Genomic DNA, 23,339 nt, shown 5'->3' with positions numbered 1-23,339 from the left:
ATACCTTCCCCGCCGTGCAGGCCATGGAGGAAACCGTGAGCATCGAATTCCTGTTGACGTCGCTGATTATCGTCGCTTCGCCCGGCACCGGCGTTCTCTACACGCTGAGCGCCGGCCTCTCGCGCGGCACTCGCGCCGCGATCATCGCCGCTTTCGGCTGCACGCTGGGCATCATCCCGCACATGGCGGCGGCCATCACCGGCCTTGCGGCGGTGCTGCACACAAGCGCCGTCGCCTTCGAGACTCTGAAATATCTGGGCGTCGCCTATCTGCTCTACATGGCCTGGAACACGCTGAAGGAGAAGGGCGGCCTTGCTCTCGATCAGAACGCCGCGCCACGCTCTGCCCGAAAGGTGATCACCTCCGGCATCCTGGTCAACATCTTGAACCCAAAACTGTCGATCTTCTTCTTCGCCTTCCTGCCGCAATTCGTCAGCACCACGGAGCCGCACGCTTTCGCCAGGATGCTGGAACTGTCCGGCGTCTTCATGCTGATGACCTTCCTTGTCTTCGTCGTCTACGGCGTGTTCGCGGCTTCGGTGCGCAGCCATGTCGTGTCGCGGCCGATGGTGCTGACCTGGATGCGCCGCACCTTCGCCGGCGCCTTCGTCATGCTGGGGCCAAGCTGGCGCTGGCGGATCGGTAAGCGAACCGTGATATAGCCCATCGCCTCGACTATCGCCCGTCCGCGACGCGGATCAGGTTGACGCAGGGATGGCCGAGCGCTGACGCTGGCGCTGCTGATCTCCCTCCTTGAGGGGGAGATGTCGCCGAAGGCGACAGAGGGGGTCGCCGCGCGTTGGAGCGCCAGCGCCTTCGTTGCAAGGGAGTCGTCGCCGGAGCCTTATGCGCGGGACCCCCTTTGCCCTGCCGGGCATCTCCCCTCAAGAGGGGAGATCGGCTGTTGCGCGGGCCTTCGCCAATCGCAACACTTCGCAACAGTATAGAAGCCCGCCTTTGGACCGGCTGCCCGCATGCCAAACAAAAAGGGCGACATGTCTGCCGCCCTTTCCATATTCGCTGTGGGACCGGACTTCTTAGAAGTCCATGCCGCCACTCAAGCCCGCTTGCGGGCTTGAGCAATGTTAGTTGATGGGCGTGCTTTATGGACTTCTTAGAAGTCCATGCCGCCCATGCCGCCCATGCCGCCGCCAGGCATACCGCCCGGCATACCGCCGGCGGCTTCCTTCTTCGGAGCCTCGGCGATCATGGCTTCGGTGGTGACCAGCAGGCCGGCGACCGAGGCCGCGTCCTGGAGAGCGGTGCGAACGACCTTGACCGGGTCGACGATGCCCATGCCAATCATGTCGCCATACTCGCCGGTCTGGGCGTTGAAGCCGTAGGTCGCAGCCTTGTTCTCGAGGATCTTGCCGGCAACGATCGAAGCCTCGGCACCGGCGTTGGCCGCGATCTGGCGGGCCGGAGCCTGCAGCGCGCGACGAACGATGGCGATGCCCGCGGCCTGGTCAGCATTGACGCCGGTCGCCTTGACGGCGTGCGAAGCGCGCAGCAGCGCGACGCCGCCGCCGGGGACGATGCCTTCTTCAACGGCCGCGCGGGTCGCGTTCAGAGCGTCGTCAACGCGGTCCTTCTTTTCCTTGACCTCGACCTCGGTCGCGCCGCCGACGCGGATCACCGCGACGCCGCCCGCGAGCTTGGCCAGACGCTCCTGCAGCTTCTCCTTGTCGTAGTCCGAGGTGGTCTCCTCGATCTGCTGCTTGATCTGGGCAACGCGGCCCTGGATCTCGGCCTTCTTGCCGGCGCCGTCGACGATGGTGGTGTTCTCCTTGGAGATCGACACCTTCTTGGCGCGGCCGAGCATGTTGAGGCCGACATTCTCGAGCTTGATGCCGAGGTCTTCCGAGATGACCTGGCCACCGGTCAGGATGGCGATGTCTTCCAGCATGGCCTTGCGGCGGTCGCCGAAGCCCGGAGCCTTGACGGCGGCGATCTTCAGGCCGCCGCGCAGCTTGTTGACGACCAGCGTGGCCAGAGCCTCGCCTTCGACGTCTTCCGAGATGATGAGCAGCGGCTTCGAGGTCTGAACGACGGCTTCCAGGACCGGCAGCATGGCCTGCAGGTTGGAGAGCTTCTTCTCGTGCAGCAGGATGTAGGCGTCTTCCAGATCGGCGACCATCTTGTCGGCGTTGGTGACGAAGTAGGGCGAGAGATAGCCGCGGTCGAACTGCATGCCTTCGACGACTTCCAGCTCGGTCTCGGCGGTCTTGGCTTCCTCGACGGTGATGACGCCTTCGTTGCCGACCTTCTGCATCGCTTCCGCGATCATCTTGCCGACCGACTCGTCGCCATTGGCCGAGATCGTGCCGACCTGGGCGACTTCCTCGGAGGTCTTGATCTTCTTGGCAGCCTTGCCGAGAGCGGTAACGACTTCGGTGACGGCGAGGTCGATGCCGCGCTTCAGATCCATCGGGTTCATGCCGGCGGCAACGGCCTTGTTGCCTTCCTGGACGATGGCCTGGGCGAGAACGGTCGCGGTGGTCGTGCCGTCGCCGGCGATGTCGTTGGTCTTCGAAGCGACCTCACGCACCATCTGCGCGCCCATGTTCTCGAACTTGTCCTCGAGCTCGATCTCCTTGGCGACGGTGACGCCGTCCTTGGTGATGCGCGGGGCGCCGAACGACTTGTCGATGACGACGTTGCGGCCCTTCGGACCGAGGGTGACCTTCACCGCGTCGGCGAGGATGTTGACGCCGCGCAGCATGCGCTCACGGGCGTCGCGGGAGAATTTTACGTCTTTTGCAGCCATAGTAAGCTCCTGACAGGGGCTCGGACAGAGCCCGAAAATTCAGTTGATAGAGAGAGGCCGATGATCAGCCGATGATGCCCATGATGTCGGATTCCTTCATGATCAGAAGGTCTTCGCCATTGAGCTTGACTTCGGTGCCCGACCACTTGCCGAACAGGATGCGGTCGCCGGCCTTGACGTCCAGCGGCACGAGCTTGCCGCTTTCGTCGCGGGCGCCGGAGCCGACGGCGATGATCTCGCCTTCCTGCGGCTTCTCCTTCGCCGTATCCGGGATGATGATCCCGCCGGCGGTCTTGGATTCGGATTCGACCCGGCGAACGACCACGCGGTCATGAAGCGGGCGGAACTTGGACTTTGCCATGTTGTCTTCCTCGAATGAGAACGGTGAGAACTGTTCCTCCATCCGGCGAGGCCGGATATAAGTTAGCACTCACCTAAGGCGAGTGCTAACGTGGCGCTGAGATAGGCTGGTGGCTTGCGAGAGTCAAGGCGCGCGGGGAGGGGCAATGGCGCAAAATTTTTTCCATGTACCGACGTGGTTCTGAAACACAGTGGTTGCCCCACGACTACTTGGCAGAAATTGCTCGTGAGTTCGATGGGACGGCCGAGCATCGGCTGCTTAATATCCAAGCCGCAAGCCGATCTCCTGAGTTTCAAGATCGACGAGCAAGCTGTTTCTTTCAAAATACCGGATACCGACGATATTACGTTCAAGGCCAGGGACAATTTCCACCTCAGGCTTGTAGGTGGTTGTAAAATTCCAATCGTCCTGGCCTTCGGTTTTCACCACCACCTTGGTGCCGACATTCAATGATGCATACGGTTTGGATGTATCGGTTGGGACCATTATGGTTGAGTTGCCCGTGTCGTACAGCGTCGGCCGACAAACCGGCTCAGAGCCCCATGAGAGACAGGAGTCAAGAGTGGGGAAATTGTATCGCGGGCTGGCCTGTTTCCATTTTTGTATCTTGAAATTCTTCTTCACGTCATCTGGGATGCCGACGTGGAGGGCTTCTACCTGTGGGCAGTTGCCGGCCTCATTTGTGCAGGCTTTCCACTTACTGCCGATCGCAGAAAGGTAGTAACCTCTATGCAGGCCGGGTCCCACGCTCACTGCGTCCATTGGCGATTTGATCATCTGATGTGGCCCGTCGCCCCCAATGGGCGAGATGCCAAAGATGCCTTTTGGCCAAAGCGGGCCGCCGACAACTTCACCTGTGTCGCGCCTGACTTTCTTGTAGCGGATTAGGAACGATATTCGCCTGTCCGTGGAGGCCAGCGCGCCTTGACGAACCAAAAGTCACACGCGCCGAAGCGATATTTCCATACTCATCGTAGGTGCCATAGTGCATGACCACTTTTTGGGTCGTGACAATTATACCGTCCAATTCCAGGGTTTTCGCAACCTTGATACCGTTCTCGGAGCATAATCCGGCGGGGAGCGTCGAACGACAATCGATCGTCATTCCGCTTGAGCCGGTATCCAGCAAAAGAGGCTGATTGATTTTCCGGTTTCCGAGAGAGAGAATTCTCACATAGAGCATACGAATATTCTTAGGGCTCCCCGGATACTCAAGTTTTATCAAGGGAATGGTTGCGGGAGTGCCATCGGCTCCGGCAGGAGAGGACGGATAGAGGAGTGCGCACAACAGGATCGACAGCAATGCCGCAAGTATCTTCATGCCCGAGCCCATCTTTTTGGCCGATAGATTTCGACGTGGCGAAGATGAATTATTGCAGGGCGCTTTGCAATTTTTGCGTCACAGCTCTGCCTGTAGATTTCAGCGGTTAGGTGGCCCCAGCACCAGCAGCGGACACCGCTCGGCGAGCCCGTAGCTTCCGGTCGAGGCCAATCGGACGGCTTTGAAGAAGACCTCGGCTTCCTCGATCAAGACGGCCGCCGGCGCAAAACTATAGACGGCGGACGAGTTCCGGTAGACGTCTATGGTTCCGATGACCGGTAGTTCCCATCCGGTTCGGGCCGACAGCTCCTCGCGGTCGGGAAACACCCTTTCGAAGTGTTCGAGGATGGCTTTGACCGGGATCGTGTAATCCGGCGCGTCGCCGATCGCGGTCATGGCCACGCGCCATTTGAGCTCATGGAAAGTCGAGACGCCGCCGCTTAGTGCCAGAGCGCGGACATCCTTCGGGTCGTCCGGCGTTGCGGGAGAGGCGTAAAGCCTGATGCCGGCGCGGCCGTCGGACTTGAGCGCGCGCGCGATCGACGCAAATAGGGTGCGCCTGAGGCCGGCGGCGCCGATGACCGAGAGACATCCGTCGCCGATCAGCGCCTCGACGCTTGCATCGGCGAACGGCAGATCGAACCAGTCGCCCTGCACCGCCTTGCGCGTATCGGTGTCGCCTGGCCAAATGCCGGCAATCATGTCCGAAGACTCGTCGACCGCCGTCATCGTGGCGCCGAGCCCGGCGAGCTCGGGTGTCACGCCGAGCATCACGACATCCGACGGGGCAAGGCCGAGCTCGCGATCGTAGGTTTCGATAACCTCCGCCGGCGGCCGCAGGGGTGAGCCGAGCAACTGCCAATGTTTGCGAATTGCATTCCAATGCTCGGTCATGCAAACCCCAGCCCGGTAGCGCGTTGTATCCGATCGAATAGTGGACGACGCTTGATAGGCCAAGTGGGGAACAATGGCACGCATCGCCGTTATCACGCATGAGTTCGACCGCTTCCAAAGCCGGCGCGGGCTGCTATGGCGCCGGGACAGCCCGTACATGCTCTTCGATCTGCTGGAGGAACTGAAGCGCCGCGGCCATTCGGTGCAGGTCCTCAGCGGCACGTCGGCGAAGCCGGCCGCCGATATCGCGGTGCTGCATGTCGATGCGACCGTAACGTCGCCCGATTATGTCGAGTATGCCCGCGCCTTTCGCTTCTGCCTCAATCTCGGCGCCGCCGACATTTCCAAGCGCCGCATCAGCGGAGCCGTCGTCGGCAAGGACGACGGCTGGAAGGGGCAGGTTATCGTCAAGAGCAGCCTCAACCATCGGGGAACGCCGGAACAGCAACTGAATCGGCGCCCGCGGCGCGCCGGCAAGCCGATGCCGTTTCCCGGCGTCGAATCTTTCGACCAATACCAGATCCATGCCTCGCTCGCCGACGTTCCGGCCGAGCTGTTCGGACGCGAGGACCTCATTGTGGAAAAATTCATTCCCGAGCCTGAGCCGGATGGCTTTGCCGCCCGTTTCTGGCTGTTCTGCGGTGAGCGCGAGCGCTGTACACGCCATGTCTCGCCGCAGAGCCTGGTCAAGGGCGACGACACGATCCGTCGCGAGGCGGTTCCGGTGCCGGACGAGCTTCGCGCGCTAAGGCGCAAGCTGGGCTTCGACTACGGAAAGTTCGATTTCGTCATGCATGAGGGCAGGGCGGTGCTGCTCGATGCCAACAAAACGCCTGGACGCGCCCGCAATCTGTCGAGCTTCATCGCCGCCGGCAATGCCAATCTTGCCGATGGCTTCGAAGGGTTGATCCGCCAACACGCTTAGATATTCATGCCGCCCGAGACCTCGATGCGCTGGGCGTTGACCCAGCGATTGTCCTCCGACAGCAGCGAGGCGATCATCGGCCCGATATCGTCGGCGACGCCGGCGCGGCCGAGCGCCGTCATGCCAGCCACGACGCGGTTGATCTCGGCGTCGTCGCGCACATGGCCGCCGTTGAAGTCGGTGGCGATGGCGCCGGGCGCCACGGTGTTGGCGGTGATGCGGCGCTGGCTGAGCTCCTTGGCGAGGTAGCGCGTGAACACCTCGATGCCGCCCTTCATCATCGCATAGGCGGCCGAGCCCGGAACCGAGAAGCGCGCCAGCCCGCTCGACACGTTGACGATGCGGCCGCCATCGTTGATCAGCGGCAGCAGCGCCTGGGTTAGGAAGAACACGCCTTTGAGATGGATGTTCATCAGCGTGTCGAATTCCTCTTCCGTCGTCTCGGCGATCGGCTTGCGCAGGCCGGTCCCGGCATTGTTGACGAGATAATCGAAGCGGTCGCGCTGCCAGGTTCCCTGAAGCGTCTTTCTCAATGCCGCGACGAAAGCCGGGAAGGTGGTAACGGCGCCGGTGTCGAGCTCGAGCGCCGCGGCGCGGCCGCCTGCGGCCTCGATCTCGGCGATCGCCGCCTTCGCCTCGTCGGCGCGCGAGCGGTAGGTGAGGATGACGTCGACGCCCTTGCGGGCGAGGTTGAGCGCTGTGTTGCGGCCGAGGCCGCGGCTGCCGCCGGTGATGAGGGCAATGGCGCGAGTGGTCATGGTGAAAATCTCCGTCTTGGCGATGGTGATCCATATACTCGCGCGAATGACCGATATAATCTGGCATGGATTGCCAACTCTATTCAAGATTTGCGAACAATCCGCGATGGACAGGTTCGACAGCATGCGGCTCTTCACCCGCGTCGTGGAACGGCGCAGCTTCACGGCGGCCGCTGCCGATCTCGGCCTGCCGCGCTCCAGCGCCACCGCCGCGATTAAGCAGTTGGAGGAGCGGTTGGGCGTGCAGCTGCTGCGTCGCACCACGCGCCACGTCACCACCACGCTCGACGGTGAAGCCTATTACCAGCGTTGCATCGGCATCCTCGCCGACATCGAGGATGCCGAGGGCGGCTTCGGCGCGCATGAGGTGCGTGGGCGCCTCAGCGTCGACGTCAACGGCCATATGGCGCGCACCTTCCTGCTGCCGGAACTGCCGGCGCTGCTCGCCCGATATCCGGGCCTGACCGTGCATATCGGCGAAGGCGACCGCCTCGTCGACCTCGTGCGTGAAGGCGTCGATTGCGTCATCCGGGCCGGCACGCTTCCCGACAGCGACATGATCGTGCGGCGTCTCGGCATCGCGCGCGAAATCACCGTGGCCAGCCCCGCCTATCTCGAACGCCACGGCGTGCCGCGCACGCCGGACGACTTGGCTGGGCACATGATGATCGGCTTCGTGTCGTCGCGCACGAGGCAGGTGATGCCGCTGGAATTCACCGTCGACGGCATGGTTCGCGAGATCGTCCTGCCGTCGCGGGTCACGGTCGCCAATTCGGACACGAGTGCTGCGCTGGTCCGGCTGGGCTTCGGGCTGTTCCAGGCGCCAAGGCTCCGATATGCGGACGACCTCGAGGCAGGCCGGCTGGTCGAAGTGCTACCCGATTTTCCGCCGACGCCCACGCCGATCTCGGTGCTCTATCCGCCGAGCCGGCAGTTGTCGCCACGGGTCAGGGTGTTTGTCGATTGGCTGGTGGAGATCCTGGGGCCGAAGCTGGATGCGGGGTAAGTTGGCAATCGCGGAGGGGATCGTATCCAGCGGTCGTCATCCTAGGGCGGAGCAAGGAGCGAAGCGACGCGCGCAGACCCTAGGATCCATGCCGTGACGCTAAGGCGTTGCAAGGATTGCAGAATTCTCCGCCGTTGCGCTCTATGACGGAGTCGCGGCATGGATCCTCGGGTCAAGCCCGAGGATGACCACCGTTAGGGATGCCTACAAAAACAGCCGCAACTGCGCGTGGATGATCGACCGGTAATCCTCGATCGTGCGCCGGCCTTCCGCCTCGTCCTGCGTCAGCGCCAGCCGCACGACGCCGCCGGCGAGCTGAAAGATCAGGAACACCACGCGCCCGAACGCCTCGCGCTGCTTAGGCTTCAGCATCGGCGCCACACGGTCGCAGAACATCTTCGCCTGATGCCGCGTCTCGGCGATGTCGAGATGCTGCAGCGCCTTGTCGGCCTGGATCGCGTTCTGCAGATCCTGGATCGCCGGATCCGCCGCGACACGGCCGTAGTAATCGTCGAGCAGCCGATCGGCTGCAGCGGTCACGTCATCCACTCCCCGGATATCGGCGATGATCGCGCCGAAGCGAGCCCGGCTCTCCTCCGAGAAACGCTCGTAGAGCATCGCCAAGATCGCCGACTTGCTTGGAAAATAATGATAGACCGTGGCGATCGGCCCGCCCGCCAGCGCGCCGACTTCCTTCATCGTGACCGCGTCTATGCCCTTCTCGCCGATCAGCCGCATGGTCGTAGCGAGGATCGCGTCGATGCGCTCGCGGCTGCGCTCCTGCTTGGGCCTGCGTCTGGGTGCCGTCGCCGTTTGCCTAGTTTGCCTCATCTCGCGCGGGCAGTCGTTGATTCTCGGTTGACAGGAAACTGATCAAGTATCAGTTTCGTGAATGCTGACAACTTGTCAGCTTTTTCACCGGGCTGCAAGGGAGGGCGCCTCGTGACTGCAACCGATGCCGCGCATGCGGAAAATGGCGACTGGCTGGTCGGCAACCCGACCGGCCTGCAACTCGCCGCGGCGCTCTGGATCGGCTCGGTCGGCCTGCTCATCCTGGGCTTGCAGCCGGTGCTGCTCGGCGCGCTCTACAGCGAAGGTCATGTCACCGGTGACGAGCTGGCACTGGTCGCCACCGCCGAGATGATCGCGATCGCCATCGGCTCGGCGATCGTGGCCATGCTCCTCCCGGCGCGCAACATGCGCTGGAAGAGCGCCGCGCTTTTGGTGCTGCTGGCGCTCGCCAATTTCTGGACCGCCTATGCGATGAGTTCCAATGCGCTGATCGGGGCGCGCACGCTCGCCGGGCTTGCTGAGGGTGGCTTGGTCGCCGTGGCGACCGAATTGATCGCCCGCTCGCGCCGGGCCGAGCGCATCGGCGGCTATTTCGTCACGCTGCAGACCTTGGCGCAATGCGCGCTGGCGCTGCTGCTCGCGCTTTATGCGGTGCCTGCCGCGGGCGCGGCCGGCGGCTTCGTCGCGCTAGGCGTTGTCTGCCTGTTGTCGCTCGTCGTCGCGTGGATCGTGCCGGACGACTACGTCGACCTGCCGAAGGACGAGCATTTTGCCAATGTGCTCACCGTGCCGGCGATCACGGCGCTGCTGTCGATCTTCTGCTACTTCATGTTCTTCGGCGCCGTCTGGGCATTTCTGGAGCCGCTCGGCGCCGAGTTCGGCATAGACGGCCGCACCGTCGGCCTGATGGTCTCGACAAGCCTCGCCGCGCAGGTCATGGGCGCCATGACCGCCACTGTCTTCGAAGCGCGCATCGACTACCGCTTCGCCATCACCGTCATCGGCGCCATCGCGACGATCAGCTCGGTGCTGCTCGCTTCCGGCCCTGGGCTTTCGGTCTTCTGGTCGGTGGCGCTGGTGATGGGCTTCATCCTGCTCTTCATCGTGCCCTACCAGATCCGGCTGGCGATCACCGCCGACGAGACGCGCAATGCGGTACTGCTTGTGCCGGCGGCGCAGCTCTTCGGCCTCGCCATCGGCCCGGTGGCCGCTTCGCTGCTGATCGACGGCCAAAATTTCCGGCCGGTGCCGGAATTCGCCGCGGCAAGCGCGTTGGCCAGCGTGGCGCTGCTCGGCGTCTTCGTGCTGGTTGCCGGGCGCCGCGTTCCAGCCTGAGCGGGAGGTGACCATGGCAAACGCCTGGAGCAACTGGTCGGGTTTCGTGAACGCCGCGCCGAAGCTGATCGGCACGCCAGCCGATGTCGGCGAGCTGGCCGATCTGGTGCGTTCCGCGCCCGGTCCGCTGCGCGTCGCCGGCGCCGGCCATTCCTTCACGCCGCTGGTGCAGTCCGACGGCACCATCATCTCGCTGGCGAAGATCGAGGGGCTGGTTTCGCATGACGCCGCAGCCAATCGGGCACGCCTGAGGGCGGGGACAAGGCTTGGCGCGCTGATGCACATCCTGCAGGACATCGGCCAGGGCCTGCCCAATATGGGCGACATCGACAAGCAAGCGATCGGCGGCGCGCTGGGCACCGCGACGCATGGTTCCGGCCCGACGCTCGGCGCCTATCATACGCAGCTCGAGACGGTGCAGTTCGTCGACGGGCAAGGCAAGCTGCGCGAATACAGCCGGGCGGGCGACCAGGATATGATCCATGCCACCGGCGTCGCGCTCGGCGCTTTCGGCGTGCTCACCGAAGTGACGATGAACAACATCCCGACCTACCGGCTGCGGCGCCGCAAATGGGTGTTGCCGATCGGCGAAATGCTGCGCGACTTCGAGACGATGATGGGCGCACACCGTTCGGCAGAGTTCTATTACATCCCGTTTTCCGGCTATGCGCAGTTCATCGCCAGCGATCTCAGCGACGCAACGCCGACGTCGCGGCCGACCGAGGATGACGAGGAGGGCCTGGCGACGTTGCGCAAGCTGCGCACCGTGCTGCGCCGGCTGCCGGCGCTCCGCCGGGCGCTGATCAAGGGTGCGGTCAAGAAGGTGCCGGCCGAGGATTATGTGCAGGACTGGCTCAACGTCTACGCCAGCGACCGTCGCACCAAATTCAACGAGATGGAGTACCACCTGCCTTACGAGGACGGTCCCCGGGCGCTGGCCGAGATCATCGCGCTGACCGAAAAGCATTTCCCGGAAGTCTATTTCCCGATGGAGGTGCGTTCGGTCGCCCCGGACGAATTCTGGCTCTCGCCCTTCCACAGGAGGCTGACCTGCTCGATCGCCATCCATCACGACGCGGCGAACGATCCGCTGCCCTTCATGCGCGCGGCCGAGCCGATCTTCCGCAAATATGGCGGGCGGCCGCATTGGGGGAAGATGCACAGCTTGACGGCGGCGGATTTCAAGAAACTCTATCCGCGCTGGGACGACGCAATGGCGGTGCGCCGCGACATCGATCCTGGGAACCGCTTCGTGTCGCCCTATATGGCCGGCCTGTTCGGCATCCAACAATGAGCGCCTATTTCGCCGAGCTGTCGAAGGCGCTCAAGGCCGCCGAGATCTTTCGGCCCTGCCTGGTGCTCGACCGCGACCGGCTGGACGCCAACATCGCGCTGGTGAAGCAGAGGCTGGCGCCGGGTCTTGCCGTGCGGTTGGTCGACAAGTCGCTGCCTTGCCTGCCGCTGCTTTCGCATATCGCCAAGTCGCTCGAAACCGGCCGCTTCATGACCTTCCATCCGCCGGTGACGCAGGCGGTGCTCGACGCCTTTCCCGCGGGCGATCTCCTCTACGGCAAGCCGATGCCGGTGGGTGCTGCGAAAGCGGCGCTGGCTAGAGGCGGCGCCGACTGGTGGTCGCGCGTCTGCTGGCTGATCGACACGCCGGAGCGCCTGTCCGAATACGGTGCGCTCGCCGCAGCGTTCGGCACCCAACTGCGCTTCGCTTTCGAGGTCGATGTCGGTCTGCATCGCGGCGGCTTTTCCGGTCCTACCGAGATCGGCTCGCTGGCCATACCGAAGGGCCTGCGCTGCGAAGGCATCATGGCCTATGAGGCGCATGCGCCGGAAATTCCCGGGCTGTTCGGCGGCGCGGCCGGCGCGCTGAAAAAGGCCTCGGCGAGGGCTGCCGAGTTCGTCGCGGCCCTCGACGCGGACCAGCGCCGCATCCTCAACATCGGCGGTTCCAAGACGGCGCTGCTGCATGGCGGCGGCGTGGCCAACGAAGTGTCGATCGGCTCGGCCTTCCTGCTGCCCCGAGACTTCGACACGCCCGGCCTCGACGGCTTCCGGCCGGCCGCTTTCATTGCGTCGCCGATCCTGAAGGCGCTCGATCCGGTGCTGCCCGGCCCGGCGGCCATTTCCCGCACGCTCAAGGCGCTCGGCCTCTTCCCGAAGAAGGGCTGCTATCTCTATGGCGGCAAGTGGATGGCCGAACCGGTGTTCCCCGAAGGCATGAAGCCGAACGGCCTGATCGGGCTGTCGTCCAACCAGCAGTTCATGGGACTGCCGGCGGGCGCGGAGGTGAAGCCCGGTGACTACGCCTTCCTGCGGCCGACGCAGAGCGAGGCGGTGCTGCAGCATTTCGGCTCGCTCGCGGTGTTTGCCGGTGGGCGCATCGTCGAGTCCTGGCCGGTACTGCCGATGGGGTAACGGGCGCCCCAACTGTCTTCGTCGCGATCCTTCGCGCCCCCTCTGTCCCGTCGGCCTAAATTTATTTGACTAAGTCAACTAATTGGTCGATCCTGTCCGCGACAGGAGGAACTCCCCATGACCATCCACGATCACCCCGGCAACAAGCGCATCGATGCCGTGCGCGCCTTCAACCGCTTCTACACCCGCCAGATCGGCCTGCTCGACGAAGGCCTCCTGAAGAGCCCGTTCTCGCTGACCGAGGCGCGCGTGCTTTACGAGCTTGCCCATCGCGACGGGCTGGTCGCCAGCGACCTGGTGCGCGACCTTGGTCTCGACCCCGGCTATGTCAGCCGGCTGCTGAAAAAATTCGAGGAGCGCGGCCTGGTCGAACGAGCCGCCACGGAGGCCGACGCGCGGCGGTCCTCGATCGCGCTGACGCCCGCGGGCAGGGAGGCGTTCGCGCCGCTCGACCAGGATTCGCACGACCAGGTGCGCGCGCTGCTCGATCGCCTGGCGCCGACCGATCAGGAGCGGCTGGTCAAGGCGATGCGCACGGTGCAGGACCTGCTCGGCGACAAACCCCAACCCAAAGTTCCCTATATCCTGCGGCCGCTGCAGGTCGGCGACATCGGCTGGATCACGCATCGCCAGGGCCTCATCTACGCGCAGGACTATGGCTGGGACGAAACCTACGAGGCGCTGGTTGCCGAGATCCTTGGCGAGTTCGTCAAGAACTTCGTTCCGCAATGGGAGCGCAGCTGGATCGCCGAGCGCGAAGGCGAGGTGGTCGGCTCGGTTTTCGTCATGCGCAAGTCGCCCAAGGTGGCGAAGCTCAGGCTGCTCTATGTCGAGCCGTCGGCGCGCGGCCTCGGCATCGGCCGACGGCTGGTAGACGAGTGCATCGCGTTCTCGCGCGCCAAGGGCTACAAGACGCTGACGCTGTGGACCAACGACATTCTTGGCTCGGCCCGCCGCATCTACCAGGCGGCGGGCTTCAAGCTGGCCGAGGAAGAGCGCCACCATTCCTTCGGCAAGGATCTTGTCGGCCAGACCTGGAACTTGGAGCTTTAGCACCTCTCCTTCTCCCCTTGTGGGAGAAGGTGGATCGGCGCGCAGCGCCGAGACGGATGAGGGATGTTCCAGGGGACGCCGGCGTCTCACTCCGCTGGAACACTCCTCATCCATCGCCTTCGGCGAGACCTTCTCCCGCAAGGGGAGAAGGAGAGGGGCAGCGTCTCAACCTTCGATCGGCACCCAGATCTCCAGCCCGCCATTGCCGCTGCGCGGATCGAATTCGGGGCCGTAACGCTCGAAGTCCGGGGCGTCGGCGATCTCATGTCCGGATGCAGGCAGCCACTTGTTCCAGATGGTGTTGACCGTGCGTCGGATGGTCGAGATGTGTTCGCGATGCGCAAACACGGCATATTTCTGCGCCGGCACTCGAACCCGGTAAAAATCCTCCGGCAGATCGGAGAAATCCGACACCTCGACGCCGGCGACATAGTCGAAATTGCCGGCATCGTCGCCATTGGTGCAAACGCCGTAGGCGACGTCAGGAACCTCGCCGGGAATGTTGCCGATATAGGGTCCGAAGCGCTGCCACAGCATTGGGATGCCGGCGCTGGTCGCGCAGCTGTAGCGCTCGCCGAGCCCGGCGATGAGAAACGCCCGGCTGGTCTCGAAGCGCGGCGGCTCGAGCGCGGTGAGAAGCGAACTGTCCATGAGGATGGGCTCCACGAGGTCGAGGTTTTGGGTCGAGCCTCCAGCGCGCACCAGTTCCGGCGTGGTGCCGAACTGGTCGCGGAAGGCCCGTGTGAAAGCCTCATGCGAGCCGTAGCCGGCATCGAGCGCGACCGCCAGGATGTCGCTCGCGCCGCCCGCGAGCTTGCGCGCCGCTTCGCTGAGCCGCCGCGCCCGCATATAGCCCATGACCGACCGCCCGGTGGCGGCGCCGAAGGCGCGCGTCACATGGAAGCGCGACACGCCGCTGCTTGCCGCGACATCGTCGAGCGAAATCGCATCCGGCAGATGGCTTTCGACAAACCACAGCGCTTTCTCGGTCGGGTTCATACGGCTCCTCGCATTTGGCGCGGCCACACTAGTCGGCGCTCCGACAGGCAGTTTGATCGAAATTGCGCAGTGAGCAATAATAGCGACGCGCATGCCGGGTCGAGTGGAATCGACTTGGCACTAACGGCACGCGCGAAGGGGTGTCCCGATGACGACGGCGACGGCCGATCAGGTGTTCCGATTTGGCGGGTTCACGCTCGACCTCGCCAAGGGAACGCTGCGCGGCATCAACGAGCCGCTGTTCCTGCGGCCGAAAGCCTACGCGCTGCTTTCGCATCTCGCCCGCAATATGGGCCGCGTCGTGCCGAAGTCGGAGCTGATGGATGTCGTCTGGCCCGGCGTCTATGTCACCGAGGATTCGCTCACCCAGTCGGTGCGCGAGATCCGCAAGGTGCTGGGCGAGGACATGGTGCGCACCGTCTCCAAGCGCGGCTATATGCTTGCCGCAGAAGCCGAAGCGGCGCCCGAGATCAGCAGCCAGCCGATCGTGGCGGTGGTGCGCTTCCGCAACGAGAGCGGCGATCCGGCCGACGAGGCGATGGTCGACGGCTTTGCCGAGGATCTCATCAACGGCGTGGCGCGCTTTGGCACCGTGACGGTGCTGGCGCGCAATTCAAGTTTTTCCTTCGCCTCTTTCGGCCGCGCGGAGTGGCCGCAGATCCGCGCTCGCATCGGCGCCGATTATCTGGTGGAGGGCTCGCTGCGCCGCCAGGGCGAGCATGTCGTAGTGGCCGTCAGCCTCGTCGACATCGCGAGCGCCAGCCAGCTCTGGGGCGACCGCTACCAGTCACAGGGCGCCGGCCTGTTCGCGATCGAGCGCGACATCGTCGAGCAGATCGTCAGCCGCCTGGTCACGCGGGTCACCAACGCCGGCCTCGAGCAGGCCTCGCGCAAGCCGGTGACCAGCCTTGCCGCGTACGAGCTCCTGCTGCGCGGCTTCGCGCTGCTGCGCGATCCCGCTCAGACCGACCAACGCGGCGCCGAGGCCTTGTTCGAGGCGGCGATCGCAAAAGATGCGAATTACGGGCTTGCCTATTCTTATCTCGCTTTGGCGCGCTCCCTGGACGGCGAGTTCGGGCGCGCCAGCGATGCTGTCCTGGAAAATGCGCGCGACCTTGCAGACAAAGGGCTGGCCCTGTCGCCCGACCAGCCGACCGGCCACCGCGTGCAGTCGCTGATCCGCCTCTATATGCGCGATCACGAGGCGGCCGAGCATCACATGCGCATCGCCTTGCAGCTCAACCCGTACGACGCCGACAGCATCGAGCAGATGGGCATGCTGCTCACCATGCGCGGCCGGCCGCTCGAAGCGCTGACCTGGCTGGCGCGCGGCATTCGCATCGATCCGCTGCATCCGCACTGGTACCAGTTCGACCGCGCCCTGGCGCTCTACATGATGGGCGAATATCGGCAGGCGGCGGAAGCGCTGGAGCTCGCGACGCGGCCGGCGCCCTGGATCAGGACGAGGCTGGCCGCCTGCTATGCCCAGATGGGCGACAGGGACAAGGCGCGGCGGCAGATCGCCCTCATCGAGGAGGGCGCTTCCTTCTCGCCGCTCGACTATGCGCTGCACGGCGTGCCGTTCGAAAATCCGGCCGATGCCGAGCATCTCTGCGAAGGCGTCAGGCTTGCCCTCGGCTAAAACATCTCGCCCCGGAAGTGTGCAGCGGTTCTGGGATATCAAAACAAAAACCTAAAGCGCGTCGCCCGAATCCGTTTCAGCGCGACGCGCTTTGGGCTGTGCCCGAGCCGCCTCAATCGACGACGACCACGATGTAGCGGCCTTGATAGGGCCGGTAGTAGGTCCGGCCGCAGCGCCAGACGTCGAAGCCGTTGACCTTGGTGCGAACGCAGCCTGCCGGCAGCGTGGCGACCCAGGCGGTGGTGTGCCTCAGCACACGCCATGTCGTGGCGCGCCGAGCGACGCCCGCGGCGCTGTGCGGTGTCCAGGGCGCCCCGATGCGGGCTTCGGCGGTACCGACCAGCGACAGGGCCGGCACGGCCATGCCGACAATCTCGACGGCGGCGAGGCCGATGGCGAGCAACGCAGCGGCCGAGCGCATTTTCCTGAAAGATTTCACAGGCATTTTCGTTTCTCCTGAGGTTGGTGTTCAGTTCTAGTGGGAGGATGAAGCGGCCAGCCGGGTCGAACCCGTCAGCGCCGCCAGGTGAGCAACCACGAACAGCCAGTGCGCCGCGGTTGTTACGTAGCCGACGACAAGCACGTCGGCGGCGATGAAGAACTGCCAGAACAGAAGGTTGGCCGTTCCGAGCAGCACATGCACGGCAGCCAGCACGGCGTGCCAGTTGCGGGAGTAGGCGATGCGCCAGAGCGTCACGCCGATGATCAGGGCCAGCCCGTGCGCCTCGATGAAGCCGATGCCGGTGCCGGGTGCGTTGTTGAGCAGCACGGCTTCAGCCCCGCGCCCGAAGAACGAGCCGGCAATGTCGGTGGCGAGCCCGCCTGCGGAAGCAAGGACCAGGAAGCCGGCATTCACGCGAACGAGAAGATTTCCAAAGAAGGGTGTCATGATCGTTCCTTTCCGTTTTGGGTGATAAAGGTCGCCACGGCGGCGTTGGCCGCCGTGGCTGCTGGGAGGAGGCAACGCTCAGGCCACCAGCGGCCGGGGCTCGGCTGCGGCCGCGGTCGGTTCGGCCGCGGGGGTGCTCTCAGCCGGCGCCTTGATGCCGAACCAGGTGACGTAGAGCGTCGGCAGGAAAACCAGCGTCAGCACGGTCGCCACCAAGAGGCCGCCCATCACCGCATAGGCCATCGGCCCCCAGAACACCGTCGGCGCGATCGGGATCATGCCGAGGATGGCGGCCGCCGCCGTGAGCAGGATCGGCCGCAACCGATGCGTGGTGGCGCTGATCACCGCTGCCCATGGTTCCTCGCCGGCGGCGATGTGCTGGTCGATCTGCGCGATCAGGATCACCGAGTTGCGGATCACCATGCCGATCAGCGACATCACGCCGAGGATCGCGACGAAGCCCATCGGAGCGCCCGAGAGGAGCAGCGCGCCGGCGACGCCGATGATCGCAAGCGGAGCGGTGAGCAGCACCAGCACCAGGCGCTGGAAGCTCATCAGCTGCACCATCAGGACGGTGGCCATGATGAACAGCATCAGCGGGAACACCACGAAGATCGAGGCCTGGGCCTTGGCGCTGTCCTCGATAACGCCACCCTGCTCGACGCTGTAGCGCGCCGGCAGTTCCGCCTTGAAGGCGGCGATGGCGCTCTCCAGCCGCCGCGTGACCAGCGTGGCATTTTCGCCCGGCGCGACATCGGCCTGGACGGTCACGGTCGGCAGCCGGCCGCGGCGCCAGATCAGCGGCGGCTCGGTCTGGTAGGTGAGCTTCGCCACCTGCTCGAGCGGCACCCGCCGTCCGCCGGACGCGCTGATCGTCAGGCCGCGCAGCGTGTCGATGCTGGCACGTTCGGTTTCCACCGCGCGGGCAACGATGTCGACGAGGTAGATGTCGTCGCGCATCTGCGTGATCTTCGAGCCGGAGAGCACCGCGTTGATGGTCTCCGATAGCTGCTGCGAGGAGATGCCCAGCGCGCGCGCCCGGTCCTGGTCGACATCGACCTTGATGACCTTGGCCGGCTCGTTCCAGTCGTAGTTGATGTTGCGCACCGAGGCGTCGCTGCCCAGCACCTGGGCGAACTGCTGCGCGAGGCCGCGCGTCTTGTCCGGATCCGGACCGCTGACACGGAACTTCAGCGGCCAGCCGACCGGCGGGCCGAGCTCCAGCGGCGTGACGCGGGCCATGACGTCGTCGAAGCCGGTCGACAGCTGCTTCTCCAGCCGGTCGATCACCGCCTGGCGCACGGCGTGGCCCTTGGTCACGACCACCGCCTGGGCGAAGAAGTCGTTGGCGAGCTGTGCGTCGAGCGGCAGGTAGAAGCGCACCGCGCCCTGGCCGACATAGAAGCTCCAGTGGTCGATATCTGGATCGGCGGCGAGCAGCTTCTCGACGCGCTCGACCACGGCATCCGTCGACTTGATCGAAGCGGTGCGCGGCAAGGTGAGGTCGAGCATCACCTCGGGCCGGTCGGACTTCGGGAAGAACTCCTGGCCGACGAAGCCCATCGCCACGACGGAGAGCGCGAACAGTCCGGCCGTCGCCGACAGCACCAGCCACTTCGCCCGCATCGCCATCTCGAGCAGCGCCTGGAAACCGCGGCCGATGCGCGAGGGCTGATGGCTGCCACCATGACCCTTGATGCGATCGGGCAGCAGGAAGACGCCGGTGAGCGGCGTGAACAGCACCGCGACCACCCACGAGACGACGAGCGCGATCGCCACGACAGCGAACAGCGAGAAGCAGTATTCGCCGGCGCCGCTCTTGGCGAAGCCGACCGGCACGAAGCCGGCGATCGTCACCAGCGTCCCGGTGAGCATCGGGAAGGCGGTCGAGGTGTAGGCATAGGTGGCGGCCGAGATCTTGTCGTAGCCTTCCTCCATGCGCGAGATCATCATCTCGACCGCGATCATGGCATCGTCGACCAGCAGGCCGAGCGCGATGATCAGCGCGCCGAGCGAGATGCGCTGCAGCGAGATGCCGAAATACTCCATGGTGACGAAGGTGATCGCCAGCACCAGCGGGATGGCGACCGCCACGACGACGCCGGGACGCCAGCCGAGCGCCAGCAGCGAGACGGCGAGCACGATGGCGATCGCCTCGCCGAGGCTCTTGGTGAACTCGCCGACGGATTCTTCCACCACATGCGACTGGTCGGCGACCAGGCCGAGCTCGGCGCCGAGCGGCAGCTCGGCCTGCATCTCATGCATCTTCTCCTTGACGGTCTCGCCCAGCGCCAGCGCGTCGCCGCCCGAAGTCATCGAGATGGCGATGCCGACCGCAGGCTTGCCGTTGAAGCGGAACATCGGCTGCGGCGGGTCGGAATAGGCGCGCTTGACCTCGGCGACGTCGCCCAGCCGGAAGTAATGGCCGTTGGCGTAGAAGTTGATGGCCTTGAGGCTTTCCTCGGAGGTGAAGCTGCCGGAGACGCGGATGGCGATGCGCTCGGGGCCGGCATCGACCGTGCCGCTCGGCGTCAGCGCGTTTTGCGCCTGCAGCGCCTGCGACAGCGTGCCGACATCGAGGCCGAGCGCCGCCACCTTCTGCGTCGAGAATTCGAGATAGATCTTCTCGTCCTGCTGGCCGATGAGGTCGACCTTGGCGACGTCCTTCACCGTCAGCAGCCCGGCGCGCAGGCTGGTGCCGAGATCCTTCAACTCGCGATGGCTGAGGCTGTCGGAGGTGAGCGCGTAGATCAGCGAATAGGTGTCGCCGAACTCGTCATTGTAGAACGGGCCCTGCACGCCGGACGGCAGCGTCGGCTTGATGTCGTCGAGCTTCTTGCGCACCTGGTACCAGAGCGGCTGCACCTGGTCGGCGGCCACCGTGTCCTTGAGGTTGACGAAGACGACGGATTCGCCGGGCTTGGTGTAGCTCTTGACGTAGTCGAGGTCCGGCAGCTCTTCGAGCTTCTTCTCGATGCGATCGGTGATCTGCTCCACCGTGTCGCTGGTGCTGGCGCCCGGCCACATCGTCTTCACCACCATGGTCTTGATGGTGAAGGGCGGGTCCTCTTCGCGGCCGAGGCCGCCATAGGCGTAGAGGCCGGCAAGGGCGGCCGCGATCATCAGGTAGACGATGAAGCTGCGGTGCCGCAGCGCCCATTCGGAAAGATTGAAGCTGGTCATGATGCGGTTCCTTTTCAGGGCGCGCGCAAGCGCGCTCCGCCGGCGCCTGCCGGCTGGCCAAAACAAATGACGGTTTGGGTTCGGTCAGCGCCCGCCGCTTGGCGGGCACTGTCGCAATTCAGGCCAGGCTGTGCATGGTGCCCGGCACACGGTAAGGCGCGCGCTCGGCGGTTCTCGGCCTGATGGCGAGGCCCGCGAGATAGCGCTGAAAGGCGGCTGCCTCCTGGACTGGCGAGGCGAGCGCGACATGGCCGTCCGGCCTCACCAGATAGGCTGCGTCTCGCTGCAGGCCGGCCTTCCCGGCTGCGTCTGTCCAGGCGAACGCATGCACTGCAATTCCTGTCGGTGCGAGCATCGCCCGAAAATCGCAATTGACCTCGCCATAGACATGGACCTGCCAGTCGAGCGAGCGCAGCGGCTCGAAATTGTCGCCGCCCGCGCCCATGACGTTGCCGGCGACATAGGGCAGGCGGTCGCCGCCGCTGACCCTGCCCGCCATGCCCGAGCTGATCGGCCCGGCGCGGTACTCGATCGCCGTCTGCGAGATCACGCCGAAGAATGCGCGAGACCCGAACGATGTGTGGAGCCCGATGTTCATGACCTTCGGCATCACGTAACGCCGGAACAGGCCGACCAGTCGCGAGCGGTTGGTGATGAAGCGGAACACCTTGTCGGTGCTTTCGATCAGCTTGTGGGCAAAGGCGATGCGCTCCGGCTCGTAGCTGTCGAGCAGGCGCGGATCGGCACGGCCCTGCACCACGGCGCCTAGCTTCCACGCGAGGTTCACAGCATCGCCCATGCCGGTGTTCATGCCCTGGCCGCCGGCCGGGCTATGGATGTGTCCGGCATCGCCGACGAGGAACACGCGGCCGGCGCGGAAGCGCTCGGCGACGCGATGATGGACGCGATAGGTCGAGAACCAGTTGACCTCCTCGACCGTGACGCCGGTGTCGCGCTCGACATCGGCGCGGATCGCCTCGAAGCTGATCGTCTCGTCGGCCTCATGCGCCTTCGGCACGATGCCAATGAGGCGCAGCGAGCCCGACTGCCGGACCGGCATCACGATAGCGAAGCCATAGGTGCTGATGGTCGTGTCCATGCCATTGCGGGTGACGTTGCCCGTGCCCTTCACGTCGGCGACGTAGAAGGCCTGCTCGTAGGTACCGCCCGGAAAGCCGATGTTCAGCCCATGGCGAACCGTGCTGCGGGCGCCGTCGCAACCGGCAAGATAGGCTGCGCTGACGGTCTCGGTCTTGCCGTTCCGCGAAAGAGTCGCGATGACCGCGTCACCCTTGTCCTGGAAAGCAACGAGCTCCGTTCCGCGCTCGACCTCGACGCCGGCGCGTTCCAGATGCGTGATCAGCACGCGTTCATGGATATCCTGCGGCAGCGCGAAGGCGAAGGAGTACGGGCTGATGCCGCGGCCGAAATCGGAAAGCGGCAGCCGCGCTGCGACGCCGGCCGGCGTATGCAACGTAAGCCGTTCCAGCCGGATGCCCTCGGCAAGGATGTCCTCGACGATGCCGATCTGGCGATGGAACTCCAGCGTGCGCGCCTGGACGGCGAGCGCGCGCGAGGTTTCGCCCGGACCGGTGGCCTTGTCGAAGATGCGGACCGGGACCCCGAGCCTGGTCAGCCAGAGAGCGAGCGTCAGCCCGGTCGGGCCGGCGCCGGCGATCAGGACCTTTGTCTTGGACATGGTCATTTTTCCTCTCCTTCAACGATACGCACTTTTTCGCGTTCCCGCAGCCGGTTCACGCCGGCGGTGACGACCAGATCGCCCTTGGCGAGGCCGCCGCTGACCACGACACGGTCGGTCTCGTAGCGGGCAACCGTGACCGGCTTGAGCTCCACCGCCGACGAGGCGGACACGACCCACACGGCCGGCTTGCCGTCCTTGTCGAACAGCGCGCTGCCCGGCAGCACCATGACCGGCGCGCCGCCCATCTCGGCGCGGCCGGAAACACTTGCGCCGAAGCGCATCTCGTTGGGCGCATTCTCGATCGAGACCTTTACCTGGAAGGTGCGGGTCGCGGCGTCGGCCATAGGTGCGATTTCGCGGATGGTGCCGACCGCGGTGATTGCCGGATTGCTGAGCAGCGAGACAGTCACTTTTGGCGGGTGCTTCGTATCGGGCGCGTTGGCGAAGACAGCTTCGGCGATCGAGAACACCGCGTCGCGGCTCTCGGGATCGGCAACCCGCACCACCATCTGTCCGACATTGACGGACTGGCCGGCTTCGGCACCGGTGGCGGTGACGATGCCGTCGAATTCCGCATGCAGCTCGGTATAGCCGAGTTGGTCCTTGGCCATCTCGAAGGCGATGTTCGCCGACTTGAGCTTGGCCTGCGCCGAACGCAGATTCTTCAGTGTCGCGTCATAATTGGCTCGGGTGGTAAAACCCTTGCCGAGCAGCGCACCGATCCGGGCCTCCGCAGCTTTTGCTTCGACAAGCACGGCCTGTGCCGCCGCGACATCGGCCTCGGCGCTGGCGAGCCGGTTGCGATAGTCCTGGTCTTCGATGCGGGCCAGCACCTCGCCTTTCTTCACCGTCGAACCGATCTCGGCGACGCGTTCGAGCAGCTTGCCCGACACGCGGAAGCCGAGGTCGCTTTCTAGCCTCGGCCGGATCTCGCCGATGGCGATGCGGGTATCGGCGCTGAGCATCGGGACGGCCGCGATGGCCTTGACAAGCTTTGTCTCGGCTGCGGCGGGCTTCACGTTCGAGGCCTCGCTTCTGGCGCCGTGCCAGACCATGGCGCCGCCGCAGGCAAGAACGGCGATCGATCCGGCGACAAGGCGGCGCCGCAGCGGCCTGTTATGAAAAAGTGCAATCATGTTGTCTCCATGACCAAGGTTGCGGCCGCGCTGGGAGGATGCGGCGACCGGGAAATCAGTTGGCTGGAGAGGGAGATCGGGCTTTGCGGCCTGTCTTTTCGCCAGCCCGATCTTCTTGGCGCTTCCGGCTCCGGAAATCCCGAACGGTT

General features: G+C 64.8%; 20 protein-coding genes and 1 pseudogene. 8 read left to right on the top strand and 13 right to left on the bottom strand.

Going from position 1 to position 23,339, the window contains the following annotated elements:
- Positions 1-35: 35 nt before the first annotated feature.
- Positions 36-646: pseudogene (locus EJ078_RS02380) on the top strand (LysE family translocator).
- Between the two features lie 468 nt (positions 647-1,114).
- Here the strand turns inward: EJ078_RS02380 and groL are convergent.
- From groL to EJ078_RS02355, 5 genes are all read right to left on the bottom strand, one after another.
- Positions 1,115-2,767 (bottom strand): chaperonin GroEL, encoded by a 1,653-nt coding sequence (gene groL, locus EJ078_RS02375; RefSeq protein ID WP_067324836.1) that lies wholly within the window; start codon positions 2,765-2,767, stop codon positions 1,115-1,117.
- A 64-nt stretch (positions 2,768-2,831) separates the two neighbouring features.
- The gene (groES, locus tag EJ078_RS02370) at positions 2,832-3,128 is read right to left on the bottom strand and encodes a co-chaperone GroES (RefSeq protein ID WP_010915433.1); all 297 of its coding nucleotides are present in this window, start codon (positions 3,126-3,128) and stop codon (positions 2,832-2,834) included.
- Positions 3,129-3,386: 258 nt separating this feature from the next.
- Positions 3,387-3,890 carry a hypothetical protein gene (locus tag EJ078_RS02365; RefSeq protein WP_127403610.1) on the bottom strand — a complete coding sequence of 168 codons (504 nt, stop codon included), beginning with the start codon at positions 3,888-3,890 and terminating at the stop codon, positions 3,387-3,389.
- 88 nt (positions 3,891-3,978) lie between these two features.
- On the bottom strand, positions 3,979-4,449 hold the full coding sequence (locus tag EJ078_RS02360) for a hypothetical protein (RefSeq protein WP_127403611.1): 471 nt from the start codon (positions 4,447-4,449) through the stop codon (positions 3,979-3,981).
- Positions 4,450-4,548: 99 nt separating this feature from the next.
- Positions 4,549-5,343, bottom strand: coding sequence for a methyltransferase domain-containing protein (locus EJ078_RS02355; RefSeq protein ID WP_127216891.1), 795 nt, complete (start codon positions 5,341-5,343; stop codon positions 4,549-4,551).
- Positions 5,344-5,416: 73 nt separating this feature from the next.
- On the opposite strand from EJ078_RS02355, the gene EJ078_RS02350 reads away from it, so the two are divergent.
- Positions 5,417-6,268, top strand: coding sequence for a hypothetical protein (locus EJ078_RS02350; RefSeq protein WP_127403612.1), 852 nt, complete (start codon positions 5,417-5,419; stop codon positions 6,266-6,268).
- Here the strand turns inward: EJ078_RS02350 and EJ078_RS02345 are convergent.
- Entirely contained in the window at positions 6,265-7,026 is a 762-nt protein-coding gene (locus EJ078_RS02345; protein ID WP_095801140.1) for an SDR family oxidoreductase, read from the bottom strand. The genes EJ078_RS02350 and EJ078_RS02345 overlap by 4 nt on opposite strands.
- Positions 7,027-7,132: 106 nt before the next feature.
- Between EJ078_RS02345 and EJ078_RS02340 the strand changes: the two genes are divergently transcribed.
- The gene (locus tag EJ078_RS02340) at positions 7,133-8,032 is read left to right on the top strand and encodes a LysR family transcriptional regulator (RefSeq protein WP_067324844.1); all 900 of its coding nucleotides are present in this window, start codon (positions 7,133-7,135) and stop codon (positions 8,030-8,032) included.
- Positions 8,033-8,236: 204 nt separating this feature from the next.
- Here EJ078_RS02340 and EJ078_RS02335 read toward each other — a convergent pair whose 3' ends face one another.
- Positions 8,237-8,863, bottom strand: coding sequence for a TetR/AcrR family transcriptional regulator (locus EJ078_RS02335; RefSeq protein ID WP_127403613.1), 627 nt, complete (start codon positions 8,861-8,863; stop codon positions 8,237-8,239).
- A gap of 111 nt (positions 8,864-8,974) precedes the next feature.
- On the opposite strand from EJ078_RS02335, the gene EJ078_RS02330 reads away from it, so the two are divergent.
- The 4 genes from EJ078_RS02330 to EJ078_RS02315 all read left to right on the top strand — a co-directional run bounded on the left by EJ078_RS02330 (position 8,975) and on the right by EJ078_RS02315 (position 13,639).
- On the top strand, positions 8,975-10,159 hold the full coding sequence (locus EJ078_RS02330) for an MFS transporter (RefSeq protein WP_127403614.1): 1,185 nt from the start codon (positions 8,975-8,977) through the stop codon (positions 10,157-10,159).
- A 13-nt stretch (positions 10,160-10,172) separates the two neighbouring features.
- Entirely contained in the window at positions 10,173-11,453 is a 1,281-nt protein-coding gene (locus EJ078_RS02325) for a D-arabinono-1,4-lactone oxidase (protein ID WP_127217086.1), read from the top strand.
- Positions 11,450-12,586: an alanine racemase gene (locus tag EJ078_RS02320; protein WP_127403615.1), complete on the top strand. Its 1,137-nt coding sequence runs from the start codon at positions 11,450-11,452 to the stop codon at positions 12,584-12,586. The genes EJ078_RS02325 and EJ078_RS02320 overlap by 4 nt, the downstream gene beginning before the upstream one ends.
- A 117-nt stretch (positions 12,587-12,703) precedes the next feature.
- Positions 12,704-13,639, top strand: a complete 936-nt coding sequence (locus EJ078_RS02315; RefSeq protein WP_127217084.1) for a bifunctional helix-turn-helix transcriptional regulator/GNAT family N-acetyltransferase — start codon at positions 12,704-12,706, stop codon at positions 13,637-13,639.
- 165 nt (positions 13,640-13,804) lie between these two features.
- Here the strand turns inward: EJ078_RS02315 and EJ078_RS02310 are convergent, their stop codons facing one another.
- Positions 13,805-14,638, bottom strand: coding sequence for an AraC family transcriptional regulator (locus EJ078_RS02310; protein ID WP_127217083.1), 834 nt, complete (start codon positions 14,636-14,638; stop codon positions 13,805-13,807).
- A 148-nt stretch (positions 14,639-14,786) separates the two neighbouring features.
- Between EJ078_RS02310 and EJ078_RS02305 the strand changes: the two genes are divergently transcribed.
- On the top strand, positions 14,787-16,280 hold the full coding sequence (locus EJ078_RS02305; protein WP_127403616.1) for a winged helix-turn-helix domain-containing protein: 1,494 nt from the start codon (positions 14,787-14,789) through the stop codon (positions 16,278-16,280).
- 112 nt (positions 16,281-16,392) lie between these two features.
- On the opposite strand, the gene EJ078_RS02300 is transcribed toward EJ078_RS02305, so the two are convergent.
- The 5 genes from EJ078_RS02300 to EJ078_RS02280 all read right to left on the bottom strand — a co-directional run bounded on the left by EJ078_RS02300 (position 16,393) and on the right by EJ078_RS02280 (position 23,190).
- Positions 16,393-16,725, bottom strand: coding sequence for a hypothetical protein (locus EJ078_RS02300; RefSeq protein ID WP_066996527.1), 333 nt, complete (start codon positions 16,723-16,725; stop codon positions 16,393-16,395).
- Between the two features lie 30 nt (positions 16,726-16,755).
- The gene (locus EJ078_RS02295; protein WP_067324856.1) at positions 16,756-17,169 is read right to left on the bottom strand and encodes a hypothetical protein; all 414 of its coding nucleotides are present in this window, start codon (positions 17,167-17,169) and stop codon (positions 16,756-16,758) included.
- 78 nt (positions 17,170-17,247) lie between these two features.
- Positions 17,248-20,352 carry an efflux RND transporter permease subunit gene (locus EJ078_RS02290; protein ID WP_275955119.1) on the bottom strand — a complete coding sequence of 1,035 codons (3,105 nt, stop codon included), beginning with the start codon at positions 20,350-20,352 and terminating at the stop codon, positions 17,248-17,250.
- Between the two features lie 118 nt (positions 20,353-20,470).
- Positions 20,471-22,051 carry an FAD-dependent monooxygenase gene (locus EJ078_RS02285; RefSeq protein WP_164757266.1) on the bottom strand — a complete coding sequence of 527 codons (1,581 nt, stop codon included), beginning with the start codon at positions 22,049-22,051 and terminating at the stop codon, positions 20,471-20,473.
- Between the two features lie 2 nt (positions 22,052-22,053).
- A complete protein-coding gene (locus EJ078_RS02280; protein ID WP_245459068.1) occupies positions 22,054-23,190 on the bottom strand; it encodes an efflux RND transporter periplasmic adaptor subunit in 1,137 nt (378 codons plus the stop codon).
- Positions 23,191-23,339: the final 149 nt, after the last annotated feature.

This window comes from Mesorhizobium sp. M1A.F.Ca.IN.022.06.1.1 (genome assembly GCF_003952605.1).
Classification (GTDB): Bacteria; Pseudomonadota; Alphaproteobacteria; order Rhizobiales; family Rhizobiaceae; genus Mesorhizobium.
This window is presented reverse-complemented; position numbering and strand designations above follow the sequence as displayed.

Bases quoted from the DNA above. Each gene is read 5' to 3' on its own strand.
- groL (WP_067324836.1), bottom strand. From the start codon at position 2,767: ATGGCTGCAAAAGACGTAAAATTCTCCCGCGACGCCCGTGAGCGCATG.
- groES (WP_010915433.1), bottom strand. From the start codon at position 3,128: ATGGCAAAGTCCAAGTTCCGCCCGCTTCATGACCGCGTGGTCGTTCGC.
- EJ078_RS02365 (WP_127403610.1), bottom strand. From the start codon at position 3,890: ATGGACGCAGTGAGCGTGGGACCCGGCCTGCATAGAGGTTACTACCTT.
- EJ078_RS02360 (WP_127403611.1), bottom strand. From the start codon at position 4,449: ATGAAGATACTTGCGGCATTGCTGTCGATCCTGTTGTGCGCACTCCTC.
- EJ078_RS02355 (WP_127216891.1), bottom strand. From the start codon at position 5,343: ATGACCGAGCATTGGAATGCAATTCGCAAACATTGGCAGTTGCTCGGC.
- EJ078_RS02350 (WP_127403612.1), top strand. From the start codon at position 5,417: ATGGCACGCATCGCCGTTATCACGCATGAGTTCGACCGCTTCCAAAGC.
- EJ078_RS02345 (WP_095801140.1), bottom strand. From the start codon at position 7,026: ATGACCACTCGCGCCATTGCCCTCATCACCGGCGGCAGCCGCGGCCTC.
- EJ078_RS02340 (WP_067324844.1), top strand. From the start codon at position 7,133: ATGGACAGGTTCGACAGCATGCGGCTCTTCACCCGCGTCGTGGAACGG.
- EJ078_RS02335 (WP_127403613.1), bottom strand. From the start codon at position 8,863: ATGAGGCAAACTAGGCAAACGGCGACGGCACCCAGACGCAGGCCCAAG.
- EJ078_RS02325 (WP_127217086.1), top strand. From the start codon at position 10,173: ATGGCAAACGCCTGGAGCAACTGGTCGGGTTTCGTGAACGCCGCGCCG.
- EJ078_RS02320 (WP_127403615.1), top strand. From the start codon at position 11,450: ATGAGCGCCTATTTCGCCGAGCTGTCGAAGGCGCTCAAGGCCGCCGAG.
- EJ078_RS02315 (WP_127217084.1), top strand. From the start codon at position 12,704: ATGACCATCCACGATCACCCCGGCAACAAGCGCATCGATGCCGTGCGC.
- EJ078_RS02310 (WP_127217083.1), bottom strand. From the start codon at position 14,638: ATGAACCCGACCGAGAAAGCGCTGTGGTTTGTCGAAAGCCATCTGCCG.
- EJ078_RS02305 (WP_127403616.1), top strand. From the start codon at position 14,787: ATGACGACGGCGACGGCCGATCAGGTGTTCCGATTTGGCGGGTTCACG.
- EJ078_RS02300 (WP_066996527.1), bottom strand. From the start codon at position 16,725: ATGCCTGTGAAATCTTTCAGGAAAATGCGCTCGGCCGCTGCGTTGCTC.
- EJ078_RS02295 (WP_067324856.1), bottom strand. From the start codon at position 17,169: ATGACACCCTTCTTTGGAAATCTTCTCGTTCGCGTGAATGCCGGCTTC.
- EJ078_RS02290 (WP_275955119.1), bottom strand. From the start codon at position 20,352: ATGACCAGCTTCAATCTTTCCGAATGGGCGCTGCGGCACCGCAGCTTC.
- EJ078_RS02285 (WP_164757266.1), bottom strand. From the start codon at position 22,051: ATGTCCAAGACAAAGGTCCTGATCGCCGGCGCCGGCCCGACCGGGCTG.
- EJ078_RS02280 (WP_245459068.1), bottom strand. From the start codon at position 23,190: ATGATTGCACTTTTTCATAACAGGCCGCTGCGGCGCCGCCTTGTCGCC.